Source organism: Bacillus sp. OK048, from assembly GCF_900103525.1.
Lineage (GTDB): Bacteria > Bacillota > Bacilli > Bacillales > Cytobacillaceae > Neobacillus.
The window spans coordinates 69,145-93,859 of the sequence record NZ_FNHN01000012.1 but is presented as its reverse complement, the minus strand read 5'-3'; the positions used below and the strand labels follow the sequence as shown (position 1 = coordinate 93,859).

The following is a 24,715-nucleotide window of genomic DNA, read 5'->3' as shown; positions in this document are numbered from 1 at the left end:
CTGCTATTGTATAAAGTGGAGGCTTTAGAAGCAGATATAAGCGGAGATATTCCGATTAACTGCTCTAAATAAGCCAAAATCCATCGATTTGGACAATATAAGCGGAAAAGCTCCCCTTATTTTAACGAAAATATAGTTATTTCCCAATTAAAAACGGAATTTTTCCGTCTATTTTTCAAACAGAGTGAAATCAACATTCAGCTATAACAGAGCCTATAAAAAAGAAAGAGGGTTTAAAAGTGGAAAATAAACTTGTTCAGTTAACGATCCAAAATCATGTCGGTATCGTCAGATTAAACCGTCCGGAAGCTGGAAATGCCATTAATTTAGAAATGGCAAAGGAACTTATGGATGTTGCAATTTTTTGTTCGGAGAGCGAAAAAATTAGAGCTGTGGTTATTACAGGGTCTGGAAATAAATTTTCAGTCGGTGGAGATTTAAGAAGCTTTGCCGAGGAAGGTGAACAAATTAGTTCTCATCTAAAAAGTGTGACAGCCTACATGCACCAAGCCATTTCATATTTTACGAGAATGAATAAACCTTTTATCGGAGCCGTGAATGGAGTAGCAGCTGGTGCCGGAATGAGTCTAGTATGTGCCTGTGATTTGGCCTATGCTTCTGACCAGGCTAAATTTGTGATGGCTTATAATCGGGTTGGACTAACACCTGATGGATCAGGGAGTTATTTTTTACCTCGACTTGTCGGGATGAAACGGGCTCTTGAGTTAATGTATACAAATCGGCCATTGGATGCAAAAGAGGCAAGTGAGTGGGGGATAATCAACCATGTTGTTGCCGATGAAAGTTTATTAGAAGTTGTCATAGAGTTAGCAGAAAACCTTGCAAATGGACCAATGAATGCATTTGGAGAAACAAAAAGACTATTTTATCACTCTCTACAAGAAACACTTGAGTCTCAAATGAGTAAGGAGTCTATAGTCCTTGCTGAGAGGGCAAGCAGCAGTGAGGGAAAAGAAGGGATTACCGCTTTTCTAGAAAAACGTGAAGCTGATTTTTTAAAGGAAACCATCTCATCAAAATAATATATTTCAAGTACCTATTAACAGTGGGGAATATGATTTTTGAAAAGTTAGGTGAATGATGCTTAACACAAGCTTGGATTTATTTTTAAAGGGGGGATATGATTGAAGACCGCAAATGTTAGTGGAAATTTACTATGGGAACCCTCTCGTGAGATTCAAGAAAAATCAAACAAAAAGAAGTTTATGACCTGGCTTGATGAAACGCGTGGGCTAAAGTTTGAACAATACAATCAATTATGGGAATGGTCAGTTACAGACCTTGAGGGATTTTGGTCTGCCATTTGGGATTATTATAAAATTATTGCCGAAACGGATTATCATGAAGTAATTTCTGAAGGCAAAATGCCAAATATCGATTGGTTTCCTGGTGCAACATTAAACTATGCAGAACATATATTTAGGAATGAAACTCCAGAAAAAGCTGCTATCATATATAAGTCCGAAATACGTACACAGCAGGAACTTTCATGGGCAGGACTTAAAAAGAATACAGCAGCTATTGCAGGATATCTAAAGTCTAAAGGGGTAAAGCCAGGTGACCGGGTTGTGGCATATGCACCCAATATACATGAAACTGTAACAGCATTTTTGGCATGTGCTAGTATCGGCGCTGTCTGGTCAAGCTGTGCACCGGAGTTTGGCATCCAGAGTGTTATTGATAGATTTAAACAAATCGAACCGAAAGTAATGTTTGCATCAGATGGCTACCAATATGGAGGAAAGCAATACGATCGCCTTGACTTAGTTGGAAGAATTCAAGCGGAATTACCTACTTTGGAAGAAACCATCATTATACCTAATCTGCAAGATCAACCTGAATTATCAGGTTTGAAGAATTCCGTTCTTTGGAATCAGGTTATAACAGAACATAATAATGAACCATTAACCTTTGAACCTGTTCCATTTAATCATCCGCTTTGGATTTTATATTCATCCGGAACCACAGGAAAACCAAAGGGTATTGTACAAAGTCAAGGAGGAATCCTGCTAGAACAATTGAAATTCCTTGGACTTCAAATGGATTTAACAAGCGAAGATCGATTTTTTTGGTACACAACAACAGGTTGGATGATGTGGAACATTGTTGTTAGTAGTTTGCTTACTGGTGCGACGGTCCTATTATATGATGGAAATCCTAGCTATCCGAATGATGAAACCTTGTGGGGGTTTGCGGAATCTACCAAAATGACGATGATGGGTACTAGTGCAAGCTTTATAGTGGCCAATATGAAATCAAATGTGAACCCAAAGGAATTTAATCTCTCACACTTAAGAAGCATTGGTTCAACAGGTTCACCTTTGCCTGAAAGTGGGTTTGAATGGGTTTATAATCAAGTAAAAAAGGATATCTGGCTTTATTCTACTACTGGAGGAACGGATATTTGTTCTGGTTTTCTAGGAGGAAGCCTGTTATTACCCGTTTACTCCGGAGAACTACAAGCTCGAACTTTAGGAGTAGCTGTTAAATCCTTTAATGATGCAGGAGAAGAAATATTGGATGAAATTGGTGAACTTGTAGTTACAAAACCGATGCCATCCATGCCGATTTATTTTTGGAATGATGAAACGGGGGAACGCTACAAAAATAGTTATTTTGATGTTTTTCCTGATATTTGGCGGCACGGTGATTTTGTAAAGATTACCTCTAGAGGATCTGGTATCATGTACGGCCGGTCAGATGCAACCATTAATCGGGGCGGAATTCGGATGGGTACAAGTGAAATATACAGTGCTTTAGAGAGTATTCCTGAAGTACAAGATAGTTTAATTGTCGACATACCAATTAATAGTGAGCAATCATACATGCCATTATTTATCGTTGTGAGAGAGGGTACTCCATTTTCAGATGAATTGAAAACGCATATTAACAAAACGATTCGACAAAACTGCTCCCCTAGGCATGTACCGAATGAAATTTTTAGTGTAAATGAACTGCCTAAAACGTTAAACGGCAAAAAAATTGAGGTACCAATAAAGAAAATACTAATGGGAATTCCCATCAATCAGGCTGTTAACTCAGATTCATTACTAAATCCAAAATCATTACACTATTTTATTGAGTTTCAGAAGTTGATAGAATCAGGAGATGTCTCTTAAATAGGTACATAGAGACCGTTAATTTCTTCAAGCTGCAAAAAAGTAGCGATAGAAATGGCCGTTGTAAAAAAAATGTATGAATAAAAGCCTTACTAGGAAAAGACAAGTGTTTGGACAATTTCAGCAAAAATAGAAAAAGCTCCAAACTCATATTACTTTGAGATGGAGCTTTTTTAGAGAAATTCACCTACTATCTATAAAAGAGTAAGTAATAAGATGGCCACTAAAGGTACTAAGAAAATTACATAACCGATAGGGTTGCCAAAGTTGAGAGTCCAGCCGACACCAAACCGTTTTTCCACAAAGATAGAAGGATCATTTTTGTTGAAATAAATAAGACCACCTACCCAATGAGAATCTTCATCGAAGTCGGTTATTTTCTCTTTCGTCCCAGCAATCGAGACTTTATCGGAACGCCCTACTTTTACAGCAAATGCAATGGTTCCTGCTAAAACAACAACAAGGAAAATGAGTGGTGTTGCCACCAAAATCGTTCCCGCAAATAAATTTGGATGAATCATAGTTAATTGAAAGAAACTGAACATAATGGTAAGTAAAAAACTAACGAGAAACATAAACCAGCTTGTATATTTCCGTAACGTTAGCTGACGTAATCGGGAGGCATTGGTACTGGTTGCGCTTAACTTAATACCGGATTTTTTCGTACCAACTTGGATTCCTATATACATGAGCAGCAGGACTAAAAGCGTTAGTGGCAGCATGATGGCCGACATTGGCGTTTTCTCTGTAAAGGCATCCGCTTCACCATTGATACCCCAGTGAGTTGGAATCTGTTCGGGAAGAAGATCGTATTGATAAACGGTATAGCCGATAACTCCTACAGTAATAATGAGGGGAATCAAGTATACATACCAAGGAAGCATTTCATCTTTAGCCCGGACAGATAAATCTGTTATTGTTACTTGCGTTAAATTCTCCATCCAATTACTTTCCCTTTTTAATTGCAGCGTTTTTCCGTGAAAGAAAAAATAGAGTGCAAGACTGAAAAGAATGATACCAAATTGAATAAGTGTTCCAATTAGTACGGTTTGTTCTTCGGCGGGGTTATTAAATAGTGCCCAAAGAAGATAGCCAGCCAAGACGATGAATGAGAGCAGCCCTACAGATAATGCATATTTCTTTTTAAAGGCTGTAAGCTTTTCGTTTTTTATATGTTTTTCAGGAACAGTGACACCAAAAATAACGGTTCGCTTGACTAAAAAAGGGACGGCGGTTTGGATCCCAACTAAAATAATCGAAATTATAAGAAATAGTGCGAGAGTCATAGAAATTCCTCCTTCATGATTGCTTTTGGTGAAATGCATTTATAATAGAAGAGACGAGTGCTTGAATTTGTTTTTCAGACATTCCTAATACGAGTGATTCAGCAATAAGGGGTTTATATTCTTCTTTTATTCTTTCAAAAGATGATTCATTAAAATCGTTAAGATTAGTGATAATGGCTCCTGATTTTGGAACAATCCGAATAATTCCCTTTAGTTCTAATTGGTGATAGCTTTTATTGACAGTATGCATGTTGACGCCTAGGTCAGCTGCAAAAGACCTCACAGAAGGCAGTGAATCACCAGGCCGAATCAATCCTCTCGCAATTCCTTCAATGATTTGATTGGTTATTTGTAAGTATATAGGGATATCGGATTCGGGTTCAATTAGAATAATCACTTTCTTCCCCTCCAATCTGTTATAGAAATATTATAACACATTTGTTCTACTCATTCTATAACAAAAACCATTTTGTGGTTCCCATTTTAAAATGATAATTCTCACTGAAATAGGAAAATCAAACGATTATAGTAAATGTGGAGGCGATAAGATTATGAAAACATTTGAATTAAAATCAGGAACAACCGTGATGGTGAATGAGAGCAAGATTATTATAGAAAGATCATTTTGCATTTGGAGATTTTTTAAAGAATAAACACCAAATAGTTACATATCCTATGCAAATAAATATATTTACTTAGGAGATAAAATGAAAACACTAGTAAATCCACCTGCGCTATTAGTCTTAGATGTCCAAATGGGTTTTAATGATCCCTCTTGGGGAAGGCGGAACAATCCCAATGCCGAGGAAAATATTTTAAAACTTTTAACCGAATGGAGGACACGTGGCTGGGAGGTCATTTATTCTCAGCATCTATCACTGCTGCCTAAATCACCACTTCATTATCAAAATAAACAAGGCATTGAATTCAAGGAAATTATTAAGCCTTTACCACAAGAAATGATCTTTCAAAAAAATGTTAATAGCGCATTTATCGGCACGAAATTAGAAACGTATTTACGTGATCAGCAGACTACTTCTGTGATAATCACCGGGTTAACTACGCATCACTGTGTGTCCACCACTACAAGGATGAGTGGGAATTTGGGGTTTAAAACATTCCTTGTAGAAGATGCAACGGCTGCATTCGGAATTACCGATCATAATGGGACGATCTTTCTTCCGGAGGAAGTACATAAGCATGAAATTGCTACGTTACATAAGGAGTTTGCGACCATTGTTAAGACTGAAGAAGTATTGGAACAAGTCCTTAGATTTGAAACAGGGTTATACTAGATATTAGAGGATTTGTTTGGATTTATGTTACAATTTATATACTTGATTGGATGAATCATTTAGGGGTGGTTTTTTGCCGAAAAAAACAAATTTTTACCGGATCATCTTTATTATTTTTGTAATACTTTTAGTAGGCTGTACAAAAAAATCCCCGAATGAGTATGATTTAAAGCAACTTACTAGAGTAGATGTTGAAGTCGTTAAGGCAGATGAAAGCTATGAAGAAGCTTTTATGATTACAGATGTAGAAACAGTAAAAGTGTTAAGAAAAGTATTTAAACAAGTTAAATGGGAACCGAATGCAGAACCAAAAATGGCAAGAAAAGAAGATGTAAAGGCGACCCTATTTTTCAAATATGATGAAAATATGCCCGAAAGACTATTTGATTACCAGATTTGGTTTAATCAAAGTAATGATACGGCAACCATTTTAAGTAATAATGTAAAAGAAGGACTTGGAACGTTAGATAAAGGAAATGCACAGATATTAGAGAATATCTTGCTCGAAAAATAAGGTGTATTTTCCAATTATCTCGAACGAATTATTTAGTCGTGCGATCCAATGGGAGTCGCACGACTTGTTTTGTTTCAAATAGTAATTTTCGACAAAATCTATCAATCTAATGGTAGTGCTAGACACCCCAATAAACATTCCTCAAAAATTAACAGATTCCACAACAAAATAACCACTCAAAAACAGTTGATTAAAGCCATGAGAATCGTCCCCATGGTACCCACTCTATTGTGATTTCTTCATATATTGTTCTATTAGCGTGTTCAACCGATCCAATTGAAAGGCATAATGATAAATAGAAGCCCCAATGACGGCCATTTGGAATTTATGATCTTCGTTATAGGATTGCATCACTTTTTCTAAAAAGACCTCTGTTTGTTTCATAAACTCATCCTCTAATGAAGGCAGATCCATTTTTATTTTTCCATCATATTTCAAAAGAAATAGCTCATGATACTTGATAAGATATTCTAGGTGTTGATCAAAGAGCTGATTTTCTTCAGGTGTCGGCTTGCTCGTAAAATAGAAGGAATCAATATCCGCCAAAACAATAAACCCCTGTTGGAGTGATTTAAACATTTGCTTAAACACGACTATTTCCCGTACATCCATATTATTTACCTTGGCCATTTTTTCACGTTCTTCATCAAATAACAGAAAATGTTCTTCTAATAGAAAAATATTATTTTCTAATTGTTCCATTTGCTCCTTTAGTGATTTTTCTGTTATTTCGTCAGAGATAGCGGTTCTCATCAAAATAGAGAAATCCTGGAAAATATCATTGATTTTTTTTACGTAATTTTTCTTGTAGTTTGGTGGGAAGACAAAAATATTTACCAACAAAGCAGTTGCCATTCCAATGAAAGTAACGATAAAACGGTTCAAAGCAAAGAGCCAATCTTCGTTTCCTGGTGCACTCATAATCGCTAACACGGTTACGACCGTTAGCGAAATCGTTTCTCCCATTTTTAACTTTAAACTAATCGAAATCAGAATAATGATGACAAGTCCAATAGAAAATGGGTCACTGCCAAGAAAGTATAACCCCAAAAAGGCAAATATCGCACCTATGATATTGGTTTGGGCTTGGTTCCATACTTGTTTCCATGTGCGGTATATGGACGGTTGAATCGTAAAAATGGCGGCAATTCCCGCAAAGACTGCGGATTCAAGTTTTAATACGGAACATATATATAAGGCAAAAGTAACTGCAAGTCCAGTTTTAATGACGCGAGGTCCTAATTTCACAATTCTCAATCCTCCATTCAAAGCGCTGATCAATAAGTCTCCTCAGTCACTTTCTTCCATTACTTTATCAAATATATCTATTGGAACTAATATTTTCAAGACCATAGGCACGGTTCTGATGGCTTTTTTAATAGTGATTTTTAAATAATGTTTAGGGATAGAGTGGATTTTCAGTTTTGATAAATTAAATTTTCGATTATAGAACAGCAGATCGATGAAGGAGGAGAACTCCCGGTGAGAAAAGTCCTTCATATGTTGATGAAGAACATTTCAAGAGAATTCCCGATGAGAAAAGTCCTTCATAGGGTTGATGAAGAACATTTCAAGAGAACTCACGGTGAGAAAAGTCCTTCATAAGGTTGATGAAGAACATTTCAAGAGAATTCCCGATGAGAAAAGTCCTTCATAAGGTTGATGAAGGACACTTCAAGAGAATTCCCGATGAGAAAAGTCCTTCATAAGGTGTATGAAAGACATATCAAGAGAATTCCCGATAAGAAAAGTCCTTCATAAGGTTGATGAAGGACAGTTCGAGAGAGTTTCCAATTAGAAAAGTCCTTCATTTGAATTTTTCAGAGGAATATCAACATCAGGCACTATTTTGATGTAAAGAATCTGTTATTATTTATCTATAATAATATTATGTTAACCAGAAATATATTTAACATCAAAAAGCCAGAAACCATCCTAATGATGGAATGGTCCTGGCTTTTTTGGGAGCTTATTTTTTTAAATCTAGTTTGAGAATGATCATCTACCTTTCCTGTAGCCCAGTCTCTCTGAAATTAAATCTCCAGAACGGATTAGTTCACTAGTAAAATAGTGAATCCGTTGTTTCGAGAATCGACTACTTGGTCCTACGAGATTGATCGCGGCAATGACTTTCCCTGTATGATTTCTTACTGGAGCAGATACGGAGGTCACTCCTAGATTGAATTCTTCCACGCTGACTGAATATCCTTGCTTACGTATCATTGTTAACTCTTGGCGAAAAACATCTGGATCTGTAATGGTATGGGGTGTTAAAGAATTCAGTCCATTTTGGGTAACTAGATCAACAAAGTAGCTGTCACTGTGGGCAAGAAGTAGTTTACCAGAGCTCGTACAGTGAACAAAATTTTGCAATCCTAAGTGCGTTTGTAACTTATAAGAGTTTTTACTCTCAACTTTGCATAAATAGACAATGTGATTTTCTTCCAAGATCGCGAGGTGTGCAGTTTCTCCACATTTATTCGCTAGACTTGTAAGGATGGGAATTGTTTCAGTATGTAGATCAATGTTACCGAGGACAATGGAGCTTAATTCTACTACGGACAAGCCCAATTCATATTTATTGGTATCAGTATTTTTTTGAACTAACCCTTCGGATGCAAGTGTTGCAAGAATTCTTTGCACGCTGCTTTTCCCTAATCCAAGCTCTGCAGCAAGTTCACGTACCCCTTTTTGAGGATGGTCCATTTTAAATGAACGTAATATTTTAATTGCGTTTTTTACGGATGAGAGTAGTTTTTCTTCTTCTTGAATCATAGTTTCCTCCGATAATTAAAAAAGTTTTTAAAAAATTCACAAAGTGTCCCTTATATAGGGACATTGGTATTGTAAGCGTGTTCAAAGGCAATTAAGATATGTGTATGCATCGTGTTTTAGATAATTTAGTAAATTCTGACTCAATACAATGTAAACGTTATCATAATTCGGTATACTTCGTCAATGTCATTCGTTTATGTTGTACAAAAAAAGATGAATCCAGGGAGGAACGAAAATGACAAATTTTCAAGAACCAATTTTTGATGTTGCACAATTAGCCCATGTGGAGATTCTTTCTCCGAAACTTGAACAATCCGTTGAATTTTTCACACGTTTTTTAGGGATGGAAGTTACTGCTCGTTCAGGTGGATCTGTATATCTTCGTGCTTATGAGGATTTCTACCACAATACATTAAAAATAACTGAGGCAAAGGAAGCGGGAGTAGGACATGTAGCATGGCGTGCCACTTCCCCGCAAGCTCTTCAACGTCGAGTAGAGGAAATTGAAAAAACTGGATTAGGCAAAGGGTGGATTGAAGGGGACGTTGGTCATGGTAAGGCCTACCAGTTTACAACACCGGACGGTCATTTAATGGAAATATTATGGGATGTGGAGTATTACAATGTTGACGAGAGTCAAAGATCAAAACTATTAAATCGTCCATCAAAACGTCCAGATCGTGGTGTGCCCGTACGTCGTTTAGACCATATTAATTTGATGACTTCTAACCCAGCAGCGGACACAGAATTTTTGATAGATGAATTAGGATTTCGTTTAAGAGAGCAAATCCAAAATAACGGCCAAGTACTTGGAAGCTGGATAAGCGTTTCCAATCTCGTTCATGAAATCGCTTATATGCAAGAGCCTAATGGCATAAAGGGCAAGCTCCATCATCTTTGCTACTGGTATGGAATACCACAAAATCTTTATGATGTTGCTGATTTGTTAAAAGATCATGGTGTTTTTGTTGAAGTGCCTCCGAATAAACATGGAATCAGTCAAGCTTTCTGTATGTATGTGATTGAACCAGGTGGGAACAGAATCGAATTGTTTGGAGATGCAGGGTATATCATTACCGATCCAGCATGGAAACCGGTTATTTGGGAAATGAAGGATGTACCTGGCTACGGAGATACCTGGATCGGTACTGAATTCCCACATTCTTGGTGGACACAAGGTACACCGCTTACAGCGACCAAGCCTGTTGAAGTTGTAAAACCTTAATTCTTAGAAGAATAGAAAGCGGGGTGAGTGGTCTTGTCTAAAGTAAAAGCAGCGATTTTAGGATCAGGAAATATTGGAACGGACCTAATGTATAAAATATTAAAAAATGAAGGAAATATGGAGTTAGCTCTTCTGGCAGGAATTGACCCAGAATCAGAAGGACTAGCAAGAGCTTTGGCGAAGGGCATTCGTACAAGTCATCACGGTATCGATGCGATCTTGGAAGATCCAGACATAAAGATTGTCTTTGATGCGACAAGTGCAAAAGCACATAAGCTGAATGCACCATCACTGCGCGAGAAGGGGAAATTAGCTATCGATATGACTCCTGCCGCCATTGGGCAATTTGTTGTACCAACAGTTAACTTACATGAGCATATTGAAGCCATGAATGTCAATTTGATTTCTTGTGGAGGTCAGGCGACGACTCCCCTTGTTCACGCAGTTAACCGTGTTGTACCTGTACACTATGCTGAAGTCATTGCAACAGCAGCGAGTGTATCTATCGGACCGGGAACAAGACAAAATGTTGATGAATTTGTGCGAACGACTGCCAACGCTGTCAGGCAAGTGGGTGGAGCCAAATTAGCGAGGGCGATTCCCGTGTTTAATCCAGCAGAACCACCAATTAATATGACTAATTCTGTTTACGCAGTGATTAAAGATGAGTTTGATGAAGCAGCTGTCATTTCATCTATTCAATCGATCGTAGCTGAAGTTTCAAGTTATGTTCCCGGGTACAAATTAAAAGGCAAGCCATTTGTAGATTATCGTGAAACACCTTGGGGACGGTTGCCAACCATCGTGATCATGAATGAGGTTGTCGGAGCGGGAGACTATTTCCCTACCTATGCGGGGAATTTGGATATTATGACAGCATCCGCGTATAAAGTAGGAGATTTATATGCAGCCCATTTTCTCGGAACTAAGGAGGTAAGCCGATGAAGATTCCTAGACTTACAGATACTACTCTAAGAGATGGCGACCACGCTGTAAGCCATAGTTATACTCCAGAAATGGTTCGAACGATTGTTCGAAATTTAGATGAAGCAGGTGTACCGGTAATCGAAGTTAGCCATGGTTCGGGCTTGAATGGGTCGACGATTCAGCAGGGGTTTTCGATTCATTCTGAATTTGATTTGATTAAAGTGGCTGTGGAAACAGCGAAACAAGCAAAAATTGCTTCTTTATTCGTTCCTGGAATTGGAACAAGCGATGAGTTAAGAAAGGCAGCAGAAATTGGCATTTCCGTCATCCGTATTGCCGTTCATTGTACGGAAGCAGATGTAACGGAGCAGTATTTCCGACTAGCGAAGGAATTAGGCCTTGAGGCAGTTGGCTTTTTAATGATGTCTCATACTCAACCTGCAAATGTGTTGGTAGAGCAGGCTAAGCTGATGGAATCATATGGTGCTGATTGTGTCTATGTAGTCGATTCAGCAGGAGCACTTGTTCAAAGTGGTGTCAGGGAAAGGGTATCAGCTCTAAAAGAAGCGTTGTCCATTGAAGTCGGATTTCACGCTCATAATAATCTTGGATTAGCGATTGGCAATACGATAACAGCGCTTGAAGCTGGAGCGGATCAAATTGACGGCACGCTAAGGGGACTGGGAGCTGGCGCAGGTAACGCAGCAACTGAAGTTCTTGTGGCTGTTCTAAATAAAATGAATTTAGATACAAGAATGAATCTATCCATTTTAATGGATGCAGCCGAGGAAATTGTTGCACCGTTGATTCAGTCTCCGATCGTGATCGATCGTGACAACTTATCTAGTGGATATGCAGGAGTATATAACAGTTTCTTATTCCATGTGAGACATGCAGCGGAAAAGTTCGGTGTAGGGGTATCAGAAATCATGGAGGAATTGGGAAAACGAAATGCAGTTGCAGGACAGGAAGACTGGATCTTAGATGTGGCAGTCGAATTAGCAGAGAAAAAAGGCTTGAAAGTTTAGTTGCAGATTAGGAGGAAACGATGGTGACAATCATTCAAGAAGCTGCAAGCCGCTTATTGGAAGCAGAGGAAACGAAAAACGTTATTGAACCGTTAACGGTTTCCTATCCAGGGATTACAGTGGATGAAGCCTACTATACTCAATTAGAGATTATCCGCAGAAAAGTCGAAAATGGTGGAATAATTGTCGGGAAGAAAATTGGCGCAACAAGCAAAGCGATTCAAATTATGTTTGGCGTCAACCAACCTGATTATGGTCATTTATTGGCAGATATGATGTACGTCGAAGGTGATACGATTTCACTTGATTCATATATTCAACCAAAAGTAGAATTTGAGATTGCCTTTATTTTAAAAAAGGATTTAAAAGGACCGAATGTTTCTGTACTTGATGTTATTAATGCTACGGAATATATCGTTCCGGCAATTGAAGTGATTGATAGTCGTATTGCTGATTGGCAGATCAAATTTGAGGACACTGTCGCAGACAATGGATCTTCCGCTAGTGCGATTATTGGCGGGAAACCGACGAAGCTTGAAGGATTGGATCTTACCCATATTGGCATGGTTGCATATCGCAACGGGGAAATGATTGATTCCGGAGCAGGTGGAGCCGTACTTGGAAATCCGCTTCGTTCCGTTGCATGGCTAGCCAATTCTTTAGGTAAGTATGATGTGGCCTTAAAAGCAGGGGAAATCGTTCTCTCGGGGGCGTTAACGAGTGCAATCGAAGTAAAGGAAAATGACACGTTTACAGCTGAGTTTGCTCATATAGGTTCCGTAACGGCTTCCTTTAAACGATAAAAATAGAAACTAGGTGATAACATGATAAAGACTGATGTGATCGATCAAATTGCTTTTGAACTATACGAGGCAGAAAAACAGAAAAAGTCGGTTAATAAGTTTGTTGAAGCCTATCCTGAATTGGATGAGGCATTAGCCTATCAGGTACAAGAACGATTAATTGAAATGAAGTGCAAGGAAGAAAACACGAAAAGAATCGGAAGAAAGCTTGGATTAACGAGTAAGGCAAAACAAGTCATGATGGGTGTTCATGAACCATCTTATGGGGTATTACTACAAAGCATGCAATTATTCGAAGGGGAACGCATTTCAATAGCGCCATTTATCCATGCGAAATTGGAACCAGAAATTGCCTTTATTTTTAAAAAGGAAGTAAAGGGGCCACATGTAACGGTCGCAGATGTATTAGCTGCAACAGAATATGTAGCTCCTGCGCTCGAAATTATCGATAGCAGATTCCAAGGTTTCAGCTTTACTCTGCCAGATGCTGTTGCTGATAATTCCTCTTCATCCCGTTTTATTATTGGAGAAAGATTTTATTCACCAAAAAATTTAGATTTGAAATTAATGGGAATGGTATTTAACCAAAACGGAGAAGTCGTTGCTACAGGTGCTGGTGCAGCTGTGATGGGGCATCCAGCGAGGGCAATTGCGTGGATGGCCAATAAATTGTATAAGCTTGGGCAAAGTATTCAACCAGGTGAAGTGGTGTTAAGTGGTTCCCTATCTGCTGCTATAAAGATTGAAGCAGGTGACCATTTTTCTGCAAGCTTTGATGGAATCGGTTCCGTAGAGGCAGTATTTACAGAATAAACAACAAGGTGAAGGGAGAATGCTAGTATGCCATTTATTCAGATTAATATACTTAAAGGCCGATCGCCTGAAAAAAAAGAACGTTTGATTAGAGAAGTTTCCGATTTAGTTTCAGATGTGTTAGAGGCTCCCATTCAAAGTGTGCGTGTGATGATCAATGAAGTAGAACCTGAACATTGGGGGATCGCTGGCGATTCGGTAAAGAAGAGAAATGAGGTTTCAAAATGACAAAAGTACAAACTGGCGTAAGAGAAGTTGGTTTATATATAAACGGTGAATATGTGAAAGCAGCTAATGGGGCAACCTTTGAGGTAAAAAACCCTGCTACTCAAGAAATCATTGCCAAAGTATGTGAAGCAACAGAGGCTGATGTTGATAAAGCTTGCCGCGTTGCAAGAGATGCTTTTGAAAATGGTCCATGGCGGACGATGACGGTTGCCGAGCGTTGTGCAAAACTTCGACGGATGTCTGAGATTATTCTTGAGCGTAAAGAAGAAATTGCGCGACTAGATGCTACAGATGTTGGAAAACCATTTCACTCTGCCCTCCAACATGAAGTTCCGCGCGCAGCAAATAACATTAAGTTCTTTGCAGATTTCATGGAAAACCAGGGTGGAGAAACGTATCCAATGGGGGACGAATACCTAAACTATACTCGTTACGAACCAGTTGGCGTTGCAGCGCTCATCACGCCGTGGAATGTACCTTTTATGCTGACAACCTGGAAGCTGGGACCATGTCTTGCCGCAGGGAATACAGCGGTAATAAAGCCGGCAGAAATGACCCCGCTTTCTGTGTCCTTACTTGGTGAAATTGCCAAAGAAGCAGGTATCCCGGATGGTGTTGTAAACGTTGTTCATGGTCTTGGAGGAGTGGTCGGAAATGCTCTTACGACTCATCCTGAAGTGGATTTAGTTTCGTTTACAGGCTCTACGGCTACAGGAAAAAGAATTATGAAAAGCGGAGCAGATAGCTTGAAAAAAGTATCCTTTGAACTGGGTGGGAAGGCAGCGAATATCGTGTTTGAAGATGCAAATCTTGATAAAGCCATCCCGGTTTCGATTCATGCTGCTTTTATGAATTCTGGGCAAATTTGTCTTGCAGGTTCACGAATTTTAGTTCAACGCACCATTTTTGATGAGTTTTTAGAAAGATTTAAGAAAGCAGCAATGGAACTAAAGGTGGGCGATCCACAGGATGTAACCACAAAAATGGGTCCAGTCGTGAGTGAAGAGCATTATAAAAAAGTAACAAGCTATCTTGAAATTGCTAAAGAAGAAAATGCGACATTGATCTGTGGAGGCAAGCGACCAGATCTGCCTGAATATTTACATAATGGGTATTATTTAGAACCAACTGTATATGTTCAGGAAGATCCAAATTCGCGGTTGTGCCAAGAAGAAATTTTTGGACCAATTGTGACCATTATTCCATTTGATACCGAGGAAGAAGCACTACGAATTGCAAACGATACCGATTATGGGTTGAATGGAGTGGTTTGGACGGAAAGTCTCCAACGTGCTCACAGAGTTTCTCATTCCGTTCGAGCAGGCACAATTTGGGTGAATTGCTGGTTTGTCCGTGATCTTCGCGCACCATTTGGTGGATTTAAGAAGAGCGGAGTTGGACGAGAAGGCGGTCATCACAGCATGGAGTTCTTTACGGAAGCGAAAAATATTTGTATTGCATTAAAGTAGTTTTAACAAAGAGGAATTATTTTAGCACGTTATAATAAGTTATCAAGAATGAAGACTGTTTCAAATGTCGAATGTGAATGCGACTTGTTGAACAGTCTTCCTTTTATTGTTTTGACCTAAGAGGTATAGGTTTTACCGTGTACTGTTATTCCTATTTCATCTGTGTTGATCTAAAAGGATCTGATTTCCATCCGGATCTTCTAGTGTCAAATGTGCGGGTCCTTCACTTGCCTCATTGGCTTCAGTCAGTATTTTTACCCCTTTTTCTTTTAGCTGTTTTTGCAGGTCTCGAATGTCAGTAAACGATTCGAGATTTTCGGCATTTTGATTCCATCCGGGATTAAACGTTAGGACGTTCTTTTCAAACATACCTTGGAATAAGCCAATGATGGTATCCTCGTTCTTCATAATAAGCCAGTTTTGGTTTATATCTCCGCCAAACGCTTGAAATCCTAGGTTTTCGTAAAATGATTTTGATAAATGAATGTCCTTTACAGTTAAACTCACAGAAAATGCGCCAAGTTTCATTATAACTACCTCACTTCTATTAATAATCTATTCTAGATACAAGAATTAGTATAAGGGAGTATTTCAAAATAAACAATATTTACCAAAACCTAAATCTAGCCTCTTTAAATGTTATAATTGAATAATTTCAAAAATGTTCAAAAAATTGTAATATTTGGACTTATACTAACCTTTCTAACTTTAGTATAATAGAAACATAGAAAGGTGGAGGAGAAAATGAGAAAACGTACTCTAAGCTTTAAGAAACTAGTAAATGACAATAAGCAAGAATTAAAAAGTGATGTTAAAGCGATGGCAAGAATTGAGACAAAAATTGATAATAAACATTCAAAAAGGTAATTACCTCATGAATAGAAGTTAACAAAGAGCAGCCTACCATGACCAAGGATGCTCTTTTATCATGTTTAAAAGAAGAAATAAAAAAGAAAAATTGATATACTAGAGGTAATGACAAGCAGTGGAGATGTTCAGCCTATGAATTTTATTACGAAACTTTTTACAAAAGAAAGAAAGTTGAAAATTGATTTTTGTGAAAAAAACCTCGACAGGTTTCTACCTGAAGAGTTACAAAATGAATACAGTACTTTTCTAAGTAAAAAAAATATTGAATTTAAAGAGTACAATTGTCAAAGTAGATGTGAGGAATGTAAAATATCTCCCTATGCAATTGTAAATGGGGAATTTATTGAAGCAGGCGATTCACGACAATTATTGGATAAATTTAAACAACTTGAAATAGATAAGAAGTAGTTTACAACTTATTTCTAGGGTGATATAATTTTTGATGTATTATTTCTTAGGGCGTTGAAAAATGGATGCTATTTGCGGGTGTAGTTTAGTGGTAAAACCTCAGCCTTCCAAGCTGATGTTGTGAGTTCGATTCTCATCACCCGCTCCAAATTATCTCAAGGGCCTATAGCTCAGCTGGTTAGAGCGCACGCCTGATAAGCGTGAGGTCGATGGTTCGAGTCCATTTAGGCCCACTTCATAACGTATGATACAAAAACCGAACTTTTATAAGTTCGGTTTTTTTGCTATTATCGGTGCTTAAAAAAGAGACCGGGAGTCAGGAACAGTGTTTTAAGATTTCAATAATAAATAGGTAATATTTATCCGCTTTTTCGGTACTTTACTCATAAAACACGAACGTTAAATAGTTTTTTAAAATTAATGTTCATATTTTGATTGAAAATCTATTGTAAGTTTGTTATATTAACAAAGTAATAATCTTAGTAATCATTACTCGTATATACTCGGTAATATGGTCTGAGTGTCTCTACCTGGTTCCCAATAAACGAACTAGACTACGAGTTAAAGTATTGGGCTGTTCGGCATACCTAGCCGCTGCAATTAATGATTTAGCAATTTTTTGCTATATTATTTATACTTTGACTTTTGAGGGTCTAGAAGGCAGGAGAGATTCTGCGTTTTTCTAGGCCTTTTTCTTTTGGACCAATTAGCGAGTATATCAAACAACTAGAAAAAGAGGAGATATTATTTATGAAAAACAAAATGTTTAAGAAATTCGCTTCGGTAGCAACTATTTCAGCCACGTTATTTATGCTTGCAGGATGTAATTCATCTTTACTAAATGAAACAAAAGTAGAAGGGGCCCAGAGACCCATCATCATTCAAGGTCCAATGCCTATAGAAGCTGAATATTTTGCAGAAAAATTAGATAAGGTAAAAGTGGAAAAATCAGGTAAATTTGTTTTTTATAAAGGTAAGCTTAACAATTACCCTGTTATTGTGACTAAAACAGGAAAGGGAATGGAAAATGCAGCTGCAGCAACAGCATTGGCAATTGAAAAATATAATCCTATCGCCATCATCAACCAAGGTACATCAGGCGGACATAATCCAGAGCTAAATGTATTTGACATTGTGTTAGGGGAAAGAACGACAAACATTGGTTCATTAAAAACAACAAATATGGATGAAGGCCAAGGAATGGATCCCACTACCTGGATTCCGATGGACTTAATGGCTTCGGAAGGAAGCGGATCAGACGATAGTGCGAATAAAGTCAGATACTACTACGGCGATAAGGATTTACTAGCAGCCGCAAATGCAGTAAGAGACACCTACACAAAGGGGAAAATTGTCGAAGGTACGATTGGTTCAGCAGATTTTTGGAATAGTGAAGTGGATCGAATTAAATGGATTCATGAGATTTACGGTACTGATGTAGAGGAAATGGAAGGTGCCTCAGTAGCACAAATTGCCGATGCTTATGACGTAGCCTTCTTGGGTATCCGAATCCTTTCGAATAATAAAACAAATGGCGGTACTTACGATCCGGGTACAGCATCAGCCAATCAAGCCTATGTTTATGAAGTTGTTAAAGAATATATATCTATGATGAAAAGCAAGTAAAATAGTAAAATTACCTTTACAGTAGCCCATCTTATAAATTTCAGCCACTACTTCAATGAAAAATTAAGAAGGTGTGCTAATTGTAAATGAAGGTAAAGCCCTCTTCTATAGTGAAAGAGGGCTTTATTATTTCTCCTGTTTTTAAGAAAATAAGATAGTATTTAGAGGTTTACCATCATTCCAAAGCTCAACACCAGCATTACTTTGTTCTTGTACAAGACTAATTTAATCATATTAAAATAACTGTTTAAGATCAAATTTGAAACATTCACAAACGTTGTTTGTGGGTGTTTTTGTTTTAGTAAAAGGATAAACATGGTAGAATTTAAATTCAGAAACAAAGTAGCCTTAAACAGTAGAAATTTTAAAGGGAAGAGGTTACACTACGATGAAAAAACAGGAAAGCGGTTATCGCTGGGTGGTATTTGGTACGGCCTTATTCGCTTACTTTTTAATTGTAAGCCAAAGAACAGCGCCAGGACTTATTACCGACCAATTAATGAAGGAATTTCACGTTTCAGCTTCTATCATCGGCCTTATGAGCAGTATACAATTTTTAGCCTATGCAGGATTTCAAATCCCTGCTGGTTTATTATCTGATCGATATGGGCCCAATCAATTTCTTATAATCGGGACACTCCTTACTGGGCTTGGAACCCTTCTCTACAGTCTTTCCCCCAATGAATATGTAATGATTTTCTCTCGACTTTTAGTAGGGACGGGGGATGCAACTATTTTTGTTAACTTGGTTTTAATCTTAAATCAGTGGTTTAAGGCAAACGAATTTATTAGATTGTTAGGATTAATTTCACTGGTTGCGGGTCTTGGTTCATTAGTAGCTACCGTCCCTTATTCGATATGGATTTCATACTCTGGCTGGCGAACGACATTCCTTAGCATCGGAATTATTTTAGCGGTATTCTCTTATTTACTTTATACAGTTCTCGTTTCAAAGCCTAAAAAAATATTCAAAAATGATTTCGAAAGTAAAAAGAGGTCTGTAAAAGCACGGGAAAGTGTATGGGCGATACTTCGCCGTATTTTTTCTACTCGCCAAGCTTGGGCTACCTTCCTCTGTCACTTTGGGTTGGTCGGTACCTATATAGGATTTATTGGTTCATGGGGAGTTCCATATGGAATTCATGTATTGGGACTATCACTTTCAGAGGCAAGTCAGCTTATCATGTATGGTCTTTTTGGAGCCATGATTGGTGGTCCTTTTATCAGCTGGGTTACTAGCAGACTGAATTCTATTAAAAAAATCTACACCCTTATTCATATTATTGTGTTGATTAATTGGATGGTGCTGTTTTTATCTGGTGTGAAACCTCCAATTATGATCGTAGTGGCTTTGCTTTTTATCATCGGTTTTGGTAGTGGAGCAAGCTCATTAACCTTCGCGGTGGTGAGGGAATCCTTCCCTAAGAAAGAAGTAGGTGTTGTTACAGGATTTGCCAATATGGGGGGGTTTTTAAGTGCCGTTTTATTGCCGATTGTATTCGGATATATACTAGATCTATTTCCTCAACAATCTATAAATATTGGCTATCATTATGGATTTGCGATACCTATCCTATTTTCTTTGATGGGATTGATTGGTGTTTTGATCATTAAAGAAGAAAAAGTTATTAAAACTGTATTAGGTACATCTTAAGCCGAACTTTTAATTAGTTCGGCTTTTTGCATTTTTACTTTTTTGTAAAAAATATGTTGAACTAATTGTACCGCATAGTGTATAAATGTTATATACTATATATAAATAAAGTATAACACATTAGAGCTAATTAAATTGAAAAGGGGGTCAATGTGATTAAACTGTCGAAACGCCAAGATGCAATTCTCAAGATTGTGAAAGAAAGCGGACCGATTACTGGACAACAAATTGCTGAAAAGCTTTCTTTAACTAGAGCAGCATTACGACCAGACTTAGCGATCTTAACGATGGCGGGAAATTTGGATGCCAGACCTCGGGTAGGTTACTTTTTCAATCATAATTATGAAGTTAGGCTACAAGCAGAAAAATTTCTGCACCAAAAAGTGGCTGATTATAAAGCACGTCCAATTGTAGTTGAAAAATCTACCTCTGTATATGACGCCATTGTGCAATTATTTTTAGAAGATGTAGGGACGCTTTATGCGGTAGACAGCAGCGGTTATTTAGCAGGCGTCATATCAAGAAAAGATTTGCTTAGGTCAGCAATTGGAAATCAAGACTTGCAAGAATTGCCTTGCAGCGTCATCATGACGAGAATGCCTAATATTATGACCATTACACCGGAAGAAACATTACTAGAGGCTGCTAAAAGGATGATCACGAATCGCATTGACTCCTTACCTGTCGTGAAAGAAATCAATCCCGGCAATCATACATATTTACTAATCGGTCGGATTACAAAAACAACGATTACACGAGCATATCTAGAAATCATGGAGCAAAATTCAATATAAAGGGGATGGCAGAGATTTTTGTAGAGAAAGAAGTTGTTTATGTGGTTTCAGACTCCGTTGGGGAAACAGCAGAGTTTGTTGTAAAAGCTGTAGCAACACAATTTAACGGTGGCAATGTTGAGATACGCCGCAATTCCTATGTGGAGGATTTAGAAGACATCGAGGATATTATTGTTCTCGCAAAAACAGGTAAGGCGATTATCGCTTATACGATTGTTGTGCCGATTTTAAAGGAATATTTAGACCGCCGCGCAGCAGAAGAGAACATTAACGCGGTGGACTTGCTTAGTCCGTTAATGAATGCCTTTACCACTAGTTTCAACAAGAAGCCTCATCACCAGCCTGGTTTAATGAGAAAACTAGATGAAGAGTATTTTAGAAAAATAGAAGCCATTGAGTTTGCCGTTAAATATGATGATGGCCGTGATCCTCGAGGAATCCTCAAGGCAGATATTGTTCTCATCGGCGTTTCCAGGACATCAAAGACACCATTATCGATGTATTTGGCTCATAAACGTTTTAAGGTTGCCAATGTTCCATTAGTTCCAGAGGTTCCAGCACCTGATGAACTGTTTGAAATTCCAAGAAAAAATTGTATCGGATTAATTATTTCTCCCAATAAATTAAACGAAATCCGTGTTGAAAGACTGAAGGCGTTAGGATTGGGTTCCAAAGCAAGTTATGCAAGCTTCGAGAGGATTCTTGATGAATTGGATTATGCAGAAAAAATCATGAAGCGTGTAGGCTGTCCAATTATTAATGTATCAAATAAAGCAATAGAAGAAACAGCTGGATTGATTTTAGAAGTGTTGAAAAAAGAGAGGAGCTTATGATGATGGGAAAATTCGTTTACTTATTTCATGAAGGTAATGGAGATATGAAGGAAACACTTGGAGGAAAAGGGGCAAATCTAGCGGAAATGACCCGGATCGGCTTACCTGTTCCTTATGGTTTTACGATTTCTACACAAGCTTGTAATACCTATTATGTGGAAGGAAAAACTATTCCATCGATCGTAGAAAGCCAAATACTCGGAGCACTCCGCCGGTTAGAAGAAAACATGGGGAAAAAACTTGGCGATGCCGAAAATCCACTGCTCGTTTCTGTCCGTTCAGGTTCTGTATTCTCGATGCCTGGGATGATGGATACGGTCTTGAATCTGGGGATGAATGATGAAACGGTCATTGGGATGGGGAAATTAACCAATAATCCGCGGTTTGCCTATGACTCTTACCGTCGCTTCATCCAAATGTTTAGCAACGTTGTCCTTGACATCAATACGTATTACTTTGAGCAATTTTTAGAAGAAACACGCGAAAGTAAAGGTTATCATACAGATCCTGAAATGAGTGCTGAGGATTGGAAGGAAGTTATTGAAGGCTATAAAGGAATCGTTAAAAAGCATACAAGGAAAGAGTTTCCGCAGGATCCGAAGGAACAGTTATTTCTAGCGATTAATGCGGTATTTGATTCATGGAATAATCAGCGTGCCATCGTGTACCGCCGCTTGAATAAAATTCCTGATCACCTCGGTACAGCTGTCAATATTCAAAGCATGGTGTTTGGCAACATGGGGGACGATTCAGGGACAGGCGTGGCGTTTACTCGAAACCCTTCAACTGGTGAGCATGTCCTTTACGGGGAGTATTTAATTAATGCACAAGGTGAAGATGTAGTAGCAGGAATTCGTACACCACAGCCCATTCAAACGTTAAAAGACGAAATGCCGGCTGTGTATAAGCAATTCGCTGAAACATGCAAGCGTTTGGAGCAGCATTATCAGGAAATGCAGGACATTGAATTTACGGTGGAACGGGGACAACTATTCATTCTTCAAACCCGTAACGGCAAGCGGACGGCACAAGCTGCTATTCGAATTGCAGTTGAAATGGTGGAAGAAGGAATTATTGATAAAAAGACAGCGTTACTTCGTGTCGATCCTGATCAATTAAATCAACTACTCCATCGTCGAATTGATGATAAACACCAACGTACTTTGTTGGCAAAAGGTCTGCCTGCATCACCTGGAGCGGCTACGGGTCAGGTTGTCTTTGATGCAGATGAAGCGGAAGAATTAGGGAATGCTGGTAAAAAGGTTATCCTGGTTCGACCAGAAACAACACCAGATGATATCCATGGAATTGTTGCGGCACAAGCGATTGTTACTAGCCGTGGCGGCATGACAAGTCACGCTGCAGTAGTGGCACGTGGTATGGGTAAAGCGTGTATTTGCGGATGCGACGCACTAAAAATTGATGTAAAAGCTAAACAATTTACCGTTGAAGAGCAGGTTATTAACTATGGTGATGTGATTACCATTGATGGTTCAACCGGTGAAATTATGCTTGGGGAAATTCCAATGATTGAACCAGAGCTTTCTGATGAATTCCAGCTATTACTTGCTTGGGCAGATCAAGCAAGAAACATTGGTGTTCGTGCAAATGCCGATAACCCAGAGGATGCACGAAAAGCGTTTGAATTTGGTGCCGGCGGAATTGGCTTGTGCCGTACAGAGCATATGTTTATGGATTTAAAGCGAATTCCTTTTGTGCAAAAAATGATTTTAGCTGAAAGCTTCAACGAGCGTAAGGAAGCACTTGATGAGCTGCTGCCAATGCAGCAAGGCGATTTTGAAGGGATTTTTGAAGCAATGCAAGGATTCCCGGTTACGATTCGATTATTGGATCCACCGCTACATGAATTCTTACCTGATAAAGAAGAGCTGTTAGTCGAAGTAACAAAGCTGCAAATTCTTGACCCTTCTTCACCTGAATTGAAGAAAAAAGAATTATTGTTGAAAAAGGTCCGCCAGTTAGATGAATACAATCCAATGCTCGGCCACCGCGGCTGCCGTTTGGGAATGGTTTATCCGGAGATTTATGAAATGCAAGCAAAAGCGATTTTCTATGCTGCTGCTAAACTAGCAGATAAAGGAATCGAAGTGCAGCCAGAAATTATGATCCCACTTGTTGGACATGTGAATGAATTGAAACAAATGCGCCAGCTCGTGATCGATGCTGCTGTAAAAGTTCAAGAAGAAGCAGGTAAGAAAGTGGAGTATACGATTGGAACGATGATTGAAATTCCACGCGCAGCGATTACCGCTGATCAAATTGCTGAAGAAGCAGATTTCTTCTCGTTTGGAACCAACGATTTAACACAAACAACATTCGGCTACAGCCGTGACGATGCAGAAGGGAAATTCCTGCAGAACTATATTGAAAATAAGGTACTTCCAGAAAATCCGTTTGCTGTGCTTGATCAAGAAGGTGTTGGCAGATTAGTTGAAATGGGCGTAAGGCTTGGTCGTCAAACAAAGCCATCATTAAAAACAGGTATCTGTGGGGAACATGGCGGTGAAAAAACATCCATTGATTTTTGCTACAAAACAGGACTGGATTATGTAAGTTGCTCTCCTTACCGCGTGCCGCTGGCAAGATTAGCGGCTGCCCAAGCGACAATTCGTCATGAATCGAATAAGAAGGAAGTTTATACGACAGCTTAAATTGTTTAACAAGTACCATATACAATGAAAAATTAATAATGTAGGAAAAAATGACTATCAAATTACTAATTTGGTAGTCATTTTATTTTTGTACATACCAAGATTGGCTCGTACCTAATTTTACGACAAAGAACGAAAGTTAATCTGAAAAAGCCATTCCAAACACTTGCAGCGGAATGGCTTTTATTTTACAGTCAACAGTTGAATTTATAACAATTAAAGTGCTAGGTACCATCCATTAAATTGGGAGGTGACTGTGTTGACATAGCTGACAACACATTTGAAATAAAGGAGGAACAGAGAACATGGGAAAACTACTTCACTGATCTCTTTTTTTACTCATTGTGGAAAGCAA

At 38.4% G+C, this 24,715-nt stretch carries 23 protein-coding genes, 2 tRNA genes and 1 riboswitch; of the genes, 20 read left to right on the top strand and 5 right to left on the bottom strand.

What is annotated here, in order from left to right:
- Positions 1 to 239 precede the first annotated feature (239 nt).
- A complete protein-coding gene (locus BLR86_RS19945) occupies positions 240 to 1,043 on the top strand; it encodes an enoyl-CoA hydratase/isomerase family protein (RefSeq protein ID WP_090765674.1) in 804 nt (267 codons plus the stop codon).
- Between the two features lie 102 nt (positions 1,044 to 1,145).
- Positions 1,146 to 3,140, top strand: coding sequence for an acetoacetate--CoA ligase (locus BLR86_RS19940; protein WP_090765671.1), 1,995 nt, complete (start codon positions 1,146 to 1,148; stop codon positions 3,138 to 3,140).
- Positions 3,141 to 3,334: 194 nt separating this feature from the next.
- Here BLR86_RS19940 and BLR86_RS19935 read toward each other — a convergent pair whose 3' ends face one another.
- Together BLR86_RS19935 and BLR86_RS19930 are read right to left on the bottom strand one after the other, a co-directional pair.
- Complete coding sequence (locus BLR86_RS19935) at positions 3,335 to 4,426, bottom strand: DUF1648 domain-containing protein (protein ID WP_090765669.1); 1,092 nt, start codon at positions 4,424 to 4,426, stop codon at positions 3,335 to 3,337.
- A 13-nt stretch (positions 4,427 to 4,439) separates the two neighbouring features.
- A complete protein-coding gene (locus BLR86_RS19930; protein WP_090765666.1) occupies positions 4,440 to 4,823 on the bottom strand; it encodes a GntR family transcriptional regulator in 384 nt (127 codons plus the stop codon).
- A gap of 310 nt (positions 4,824 to 5,133) precedes the next feature.
- Between BLR86_RS19930 and BLR86_RS19925 the strand changes: the two genes are divergently transcribed.
- The gene (locus BLR86_RS19925; RefSeq protein ID WP_090765663.1) at positions 5,134 to 5,721 is read left to right on the top strand and encodes a cysteine hydrolase family protein; all 588 of its coding nucleotides are present in this window, start codon (positions 5,134 to 5,136) and stop codon (positions 5,719 to 5,721) included.
- 73 nt (positions 5,722 to 5,794) lie between these two features.
- Complete coding sequence (locus BLR86_RS19920) at positions 5,795 to 6,235, top strand: hypothetical protein (RefSeq protein ID WP_090765660.1); 441 nt, start codon at positions 5,795 to 5,797, stop codon at positions 6,233 to 6,235.
- Positions 6,236 to 6,460: 225 nt separating this feature from the next.
- On the opposite strand, the gene BLR86_RS19915 is transcribed toward BLR86_RS19920, so the two are convergent.
- Positions 6,461 to 7,483, bottom strand: a complete 1,023-nt coding sequence (locus tag BLR86_RS19915; protein WP_090765855.1) for an FUSC family protein — start codon at positions 7,481 to 7,483, stop codon at positions 6,461 to 6,463.
- Between the two features lie 750 nt (positions 7,484 to 8,233).
- Positions 8,234 to 9,010 carry an IclR family transcriptional regulator gene (locus tag BLR86_RS19910; protein WP_090765657.1) on the bottom strand — a complete coding sequence of 259 codons (777 nt, stop codon included), beginning with the start codon at positions 9,008 to 9,010 and terminating at the stop codon, positions 8,234 to 8,236.
- 235 nt (positions 9,011 to 9,245) lie between these two features.
- On the opposite strand from BLR86_RS19910, the gene BLR86_RS19905 reads away from it, so the two are divergent.
- From BLR86_RS19905 to BLR86_RS19875, 7 genes are read left to right on the top strand one after another with little or no spacing between them, the layout of a single operon-like run.
- Positions 9,246 to 10,235, top strand: coding sequence for a catechol 2,3-dioxygenase (locus BLR86_RS19905; RefSeq protein ID WP_090765655.1), 990 nt, complete (start codon positions 9,246 to 9,248; stop codon positions 10,233 to 10,235).
- A gap of 33 nt (positions 10,236 to 10,268) precedes the next feature.
- A complete protein-coding gene (locus tag BLR86_RS19900) occupies positions 10,269 to 11,180 on the top strand; it encodes an acetaldehyde dehydrogenase (acetylating) (RefSeq protein WP_217642404.1) in 912 nt (303 codons plus the stop codon).
- The gene (dmpG, locus tag BLR86_RS19895; protein ID WP_090765649.1) at positions 11,177 to 12,190 is read left to right on the top strand and encodes a 4-hydroxy-2-oxovalerate aldolase; all 1,014 of its coding nucleotides are present in this window, start codon (positions 11,177 to 11,179) and stop codon (positions 12,188 to 12,190) included. Before BLR86_RS19900 ends, dmpG begins: the two co-directional genes overlap by 4 nt.
- Before the next feature lie 20 nt (positions 12,191 to 12,210).
- Positions 12,211 to 12,993, top strand: coding sequence for a 2-keto-4-pentenoate hydratase (locus tag BLR86_RS19890; protein ID WP_090765646.1), 783 nt, complete (start codon positions 12,211 to 12,213; stop codon positions 12,991 to 12,993).
- 21 nt (positions 12,994 to 13,014) lie between these two features.
- Positions 13,015 to 13,806: a 2-keto-4-pentenoate hydratase gene (locus tag BLR86_RS19885; RefSeq protein ID WP_090765643.1), complete on the top strand. Its 792-nt coding sequence runs from the start codon at positions 13,015 to 13,017 to the stop codon at positions 13,804 to 13,806.
- 27 nt (positions 13,807 to 13,833) lie between these two features.
- A complete protein-coding gene (locus tag BLR86_RS19880) occupies positions 13,834 to 14,034 on the top strand; it encodes a tautomerase family protein (protein ID WP_090765639.1) in 201 nt (66 codons plus the stop codon).
- The gene (locus BLR86_RS19875; RefSeq protein WP_090765636.1) at positions 14,031 to 15,503 is read left to right on the top strand and encodes an aldehyde dehydrogenase; all 1,473 of its coding nucleotides are present in this window, start codon (positions 14,031 to 14,033) and stop codon (positions 15,501 to 15,503) included. Before BLR86_RS19880 ends, BLR86_RS19875 begins: the two co-directional genes overlap by 4 nt.
- Before the next feature lie 156 nt (positions 15,504 to 15,659).
- Here BLR86_RS19875 and BLR86_RS19870 read toward each other — a convergent pair whose 3' ends face one another.
- Positions 15,660 to 16,031 (bottom strand): VOC family protein, encoded by a 372-nt coding sequence (locus BLR86_RS19870; protein ID WP_090765633.1) that lies wholly within the window; start codon positions 16,029 to 16,031, stop codon positions 15,660 to 15,662.
- Positions 16,032 to 16,247: 216 nt separating this feature from the next.
- Here BLR86_RS19870 and BLR86_RS19865 point away from each other — a divergent pair, with 216 nt between their 5' ends.
- The 9 genes from BLR86_RS19865 to ppdK all read left to right on the top strand — a co-directional run bounded on the left by BLR86_RS19865 (position 16,248) and on the right by ppdK (position 24,360).
- Complete coding sequence (locus tag BLR86_RS19865) at positions 16,248 to 16,370, top strand: FbpB family small basic protein (RefSeq protein WP_090765630.1); 123 nt, start codon at positions 16,248 to 16,250, stop codon at positions 16,368 to 16,370.
- 135 nt (positions 16,371 to 16,505) lie between these two features.
- Positions 16,506 to 16,781, top strand: a complete 276-nt coding sequence (locus BLR86_RS19860) for a DUF1450 domain-containing protein (RefSeq protein WP_090765627.1) — start codon at positions 16,506 to 16,508, stop codon at positions 16,779 to 16,781.
- Between the two features lie 74 nt (positions 16,782 to 16,855).
- Positions 16,856 to 16,929 (top strand) — tRNA-Gly (locus BLR86_RS19855).
- 11 nt (positions 16,930 to 16,940) lie between these two features.
- Positions 16,941 to 17,014, top strand: a tRNA-Ile gene (locus tag BLR86_RS19850).
- A 240-nt stretch (positions 17,015 to 17,254) separates the two neighbouring features.
- Positions 17,255 to 17,358, top strand: a riboswitch (purine riboswitch).
- Between the two features lie 173 nt (positions 17,359 to 17,531).
- Entirely contained in the window at positions 17,532 to 18,407 is an 876-nt protein-coding gene (locus tag BLR86_RS19845; RefSeq protein ID WP_175492979.1) for a 5'-methylthioadenosine/S-adenosylhomocysteine nucleosidase, read from the top strand.
- Positions 18,408 to 18,795: 388 nt separating this feature from the next.
- Positions 18,796 to 20,061 (top strand): MFS transporter, encoded by a 1,266-nt coding sequence (locus tag BLR86_RS19840; RefSeq protein WP_090765624.1) that lies wholly within the window; start codon positions 18,796 to 18,798, stop codon positions 20,059 to 20,061.
- Between the two features lie 152 nt (positions 20,062 to 20,213).
- Complete coding sequence (locus BLR86_RS19835; protein WP_175492978.1) at positions 20,214 to 20,855, top strand: transcriptional regulator CcpN; 642 nt, start codon at positions 20,214 to 20,216, stop codon at positions 20,853 to 20,855.
- A gap of 5 nt (positions 20,856 to 20,860) precedes the next feature.
- A complete protein-coding gene (locus BLR86_RS19830) occupies positions 20,861 to 21,688 on the top strand; it encodes a pyruvate, water dikinase regulatory protein (RefSeq protein ID WP_090765621.1) in 828 nt (275 codons plus the stop codon).
- Positions 21,689 to 21,690: 2 nt separating this feature from the next.
- Positions 21,691 to 24,360, top strand: a complete 2,670-nt coding sequence (gene ppdK, locus BLR86_RS19825; protein WP_090765618.1) for a pyruvate, phosphate dikinase — start codon at positions 21,691 to 21,693, stop codon at positions 24,358 to 24,360.
- Positions 24,361 to 24,715: the final 355 nt, after the last annotated feature.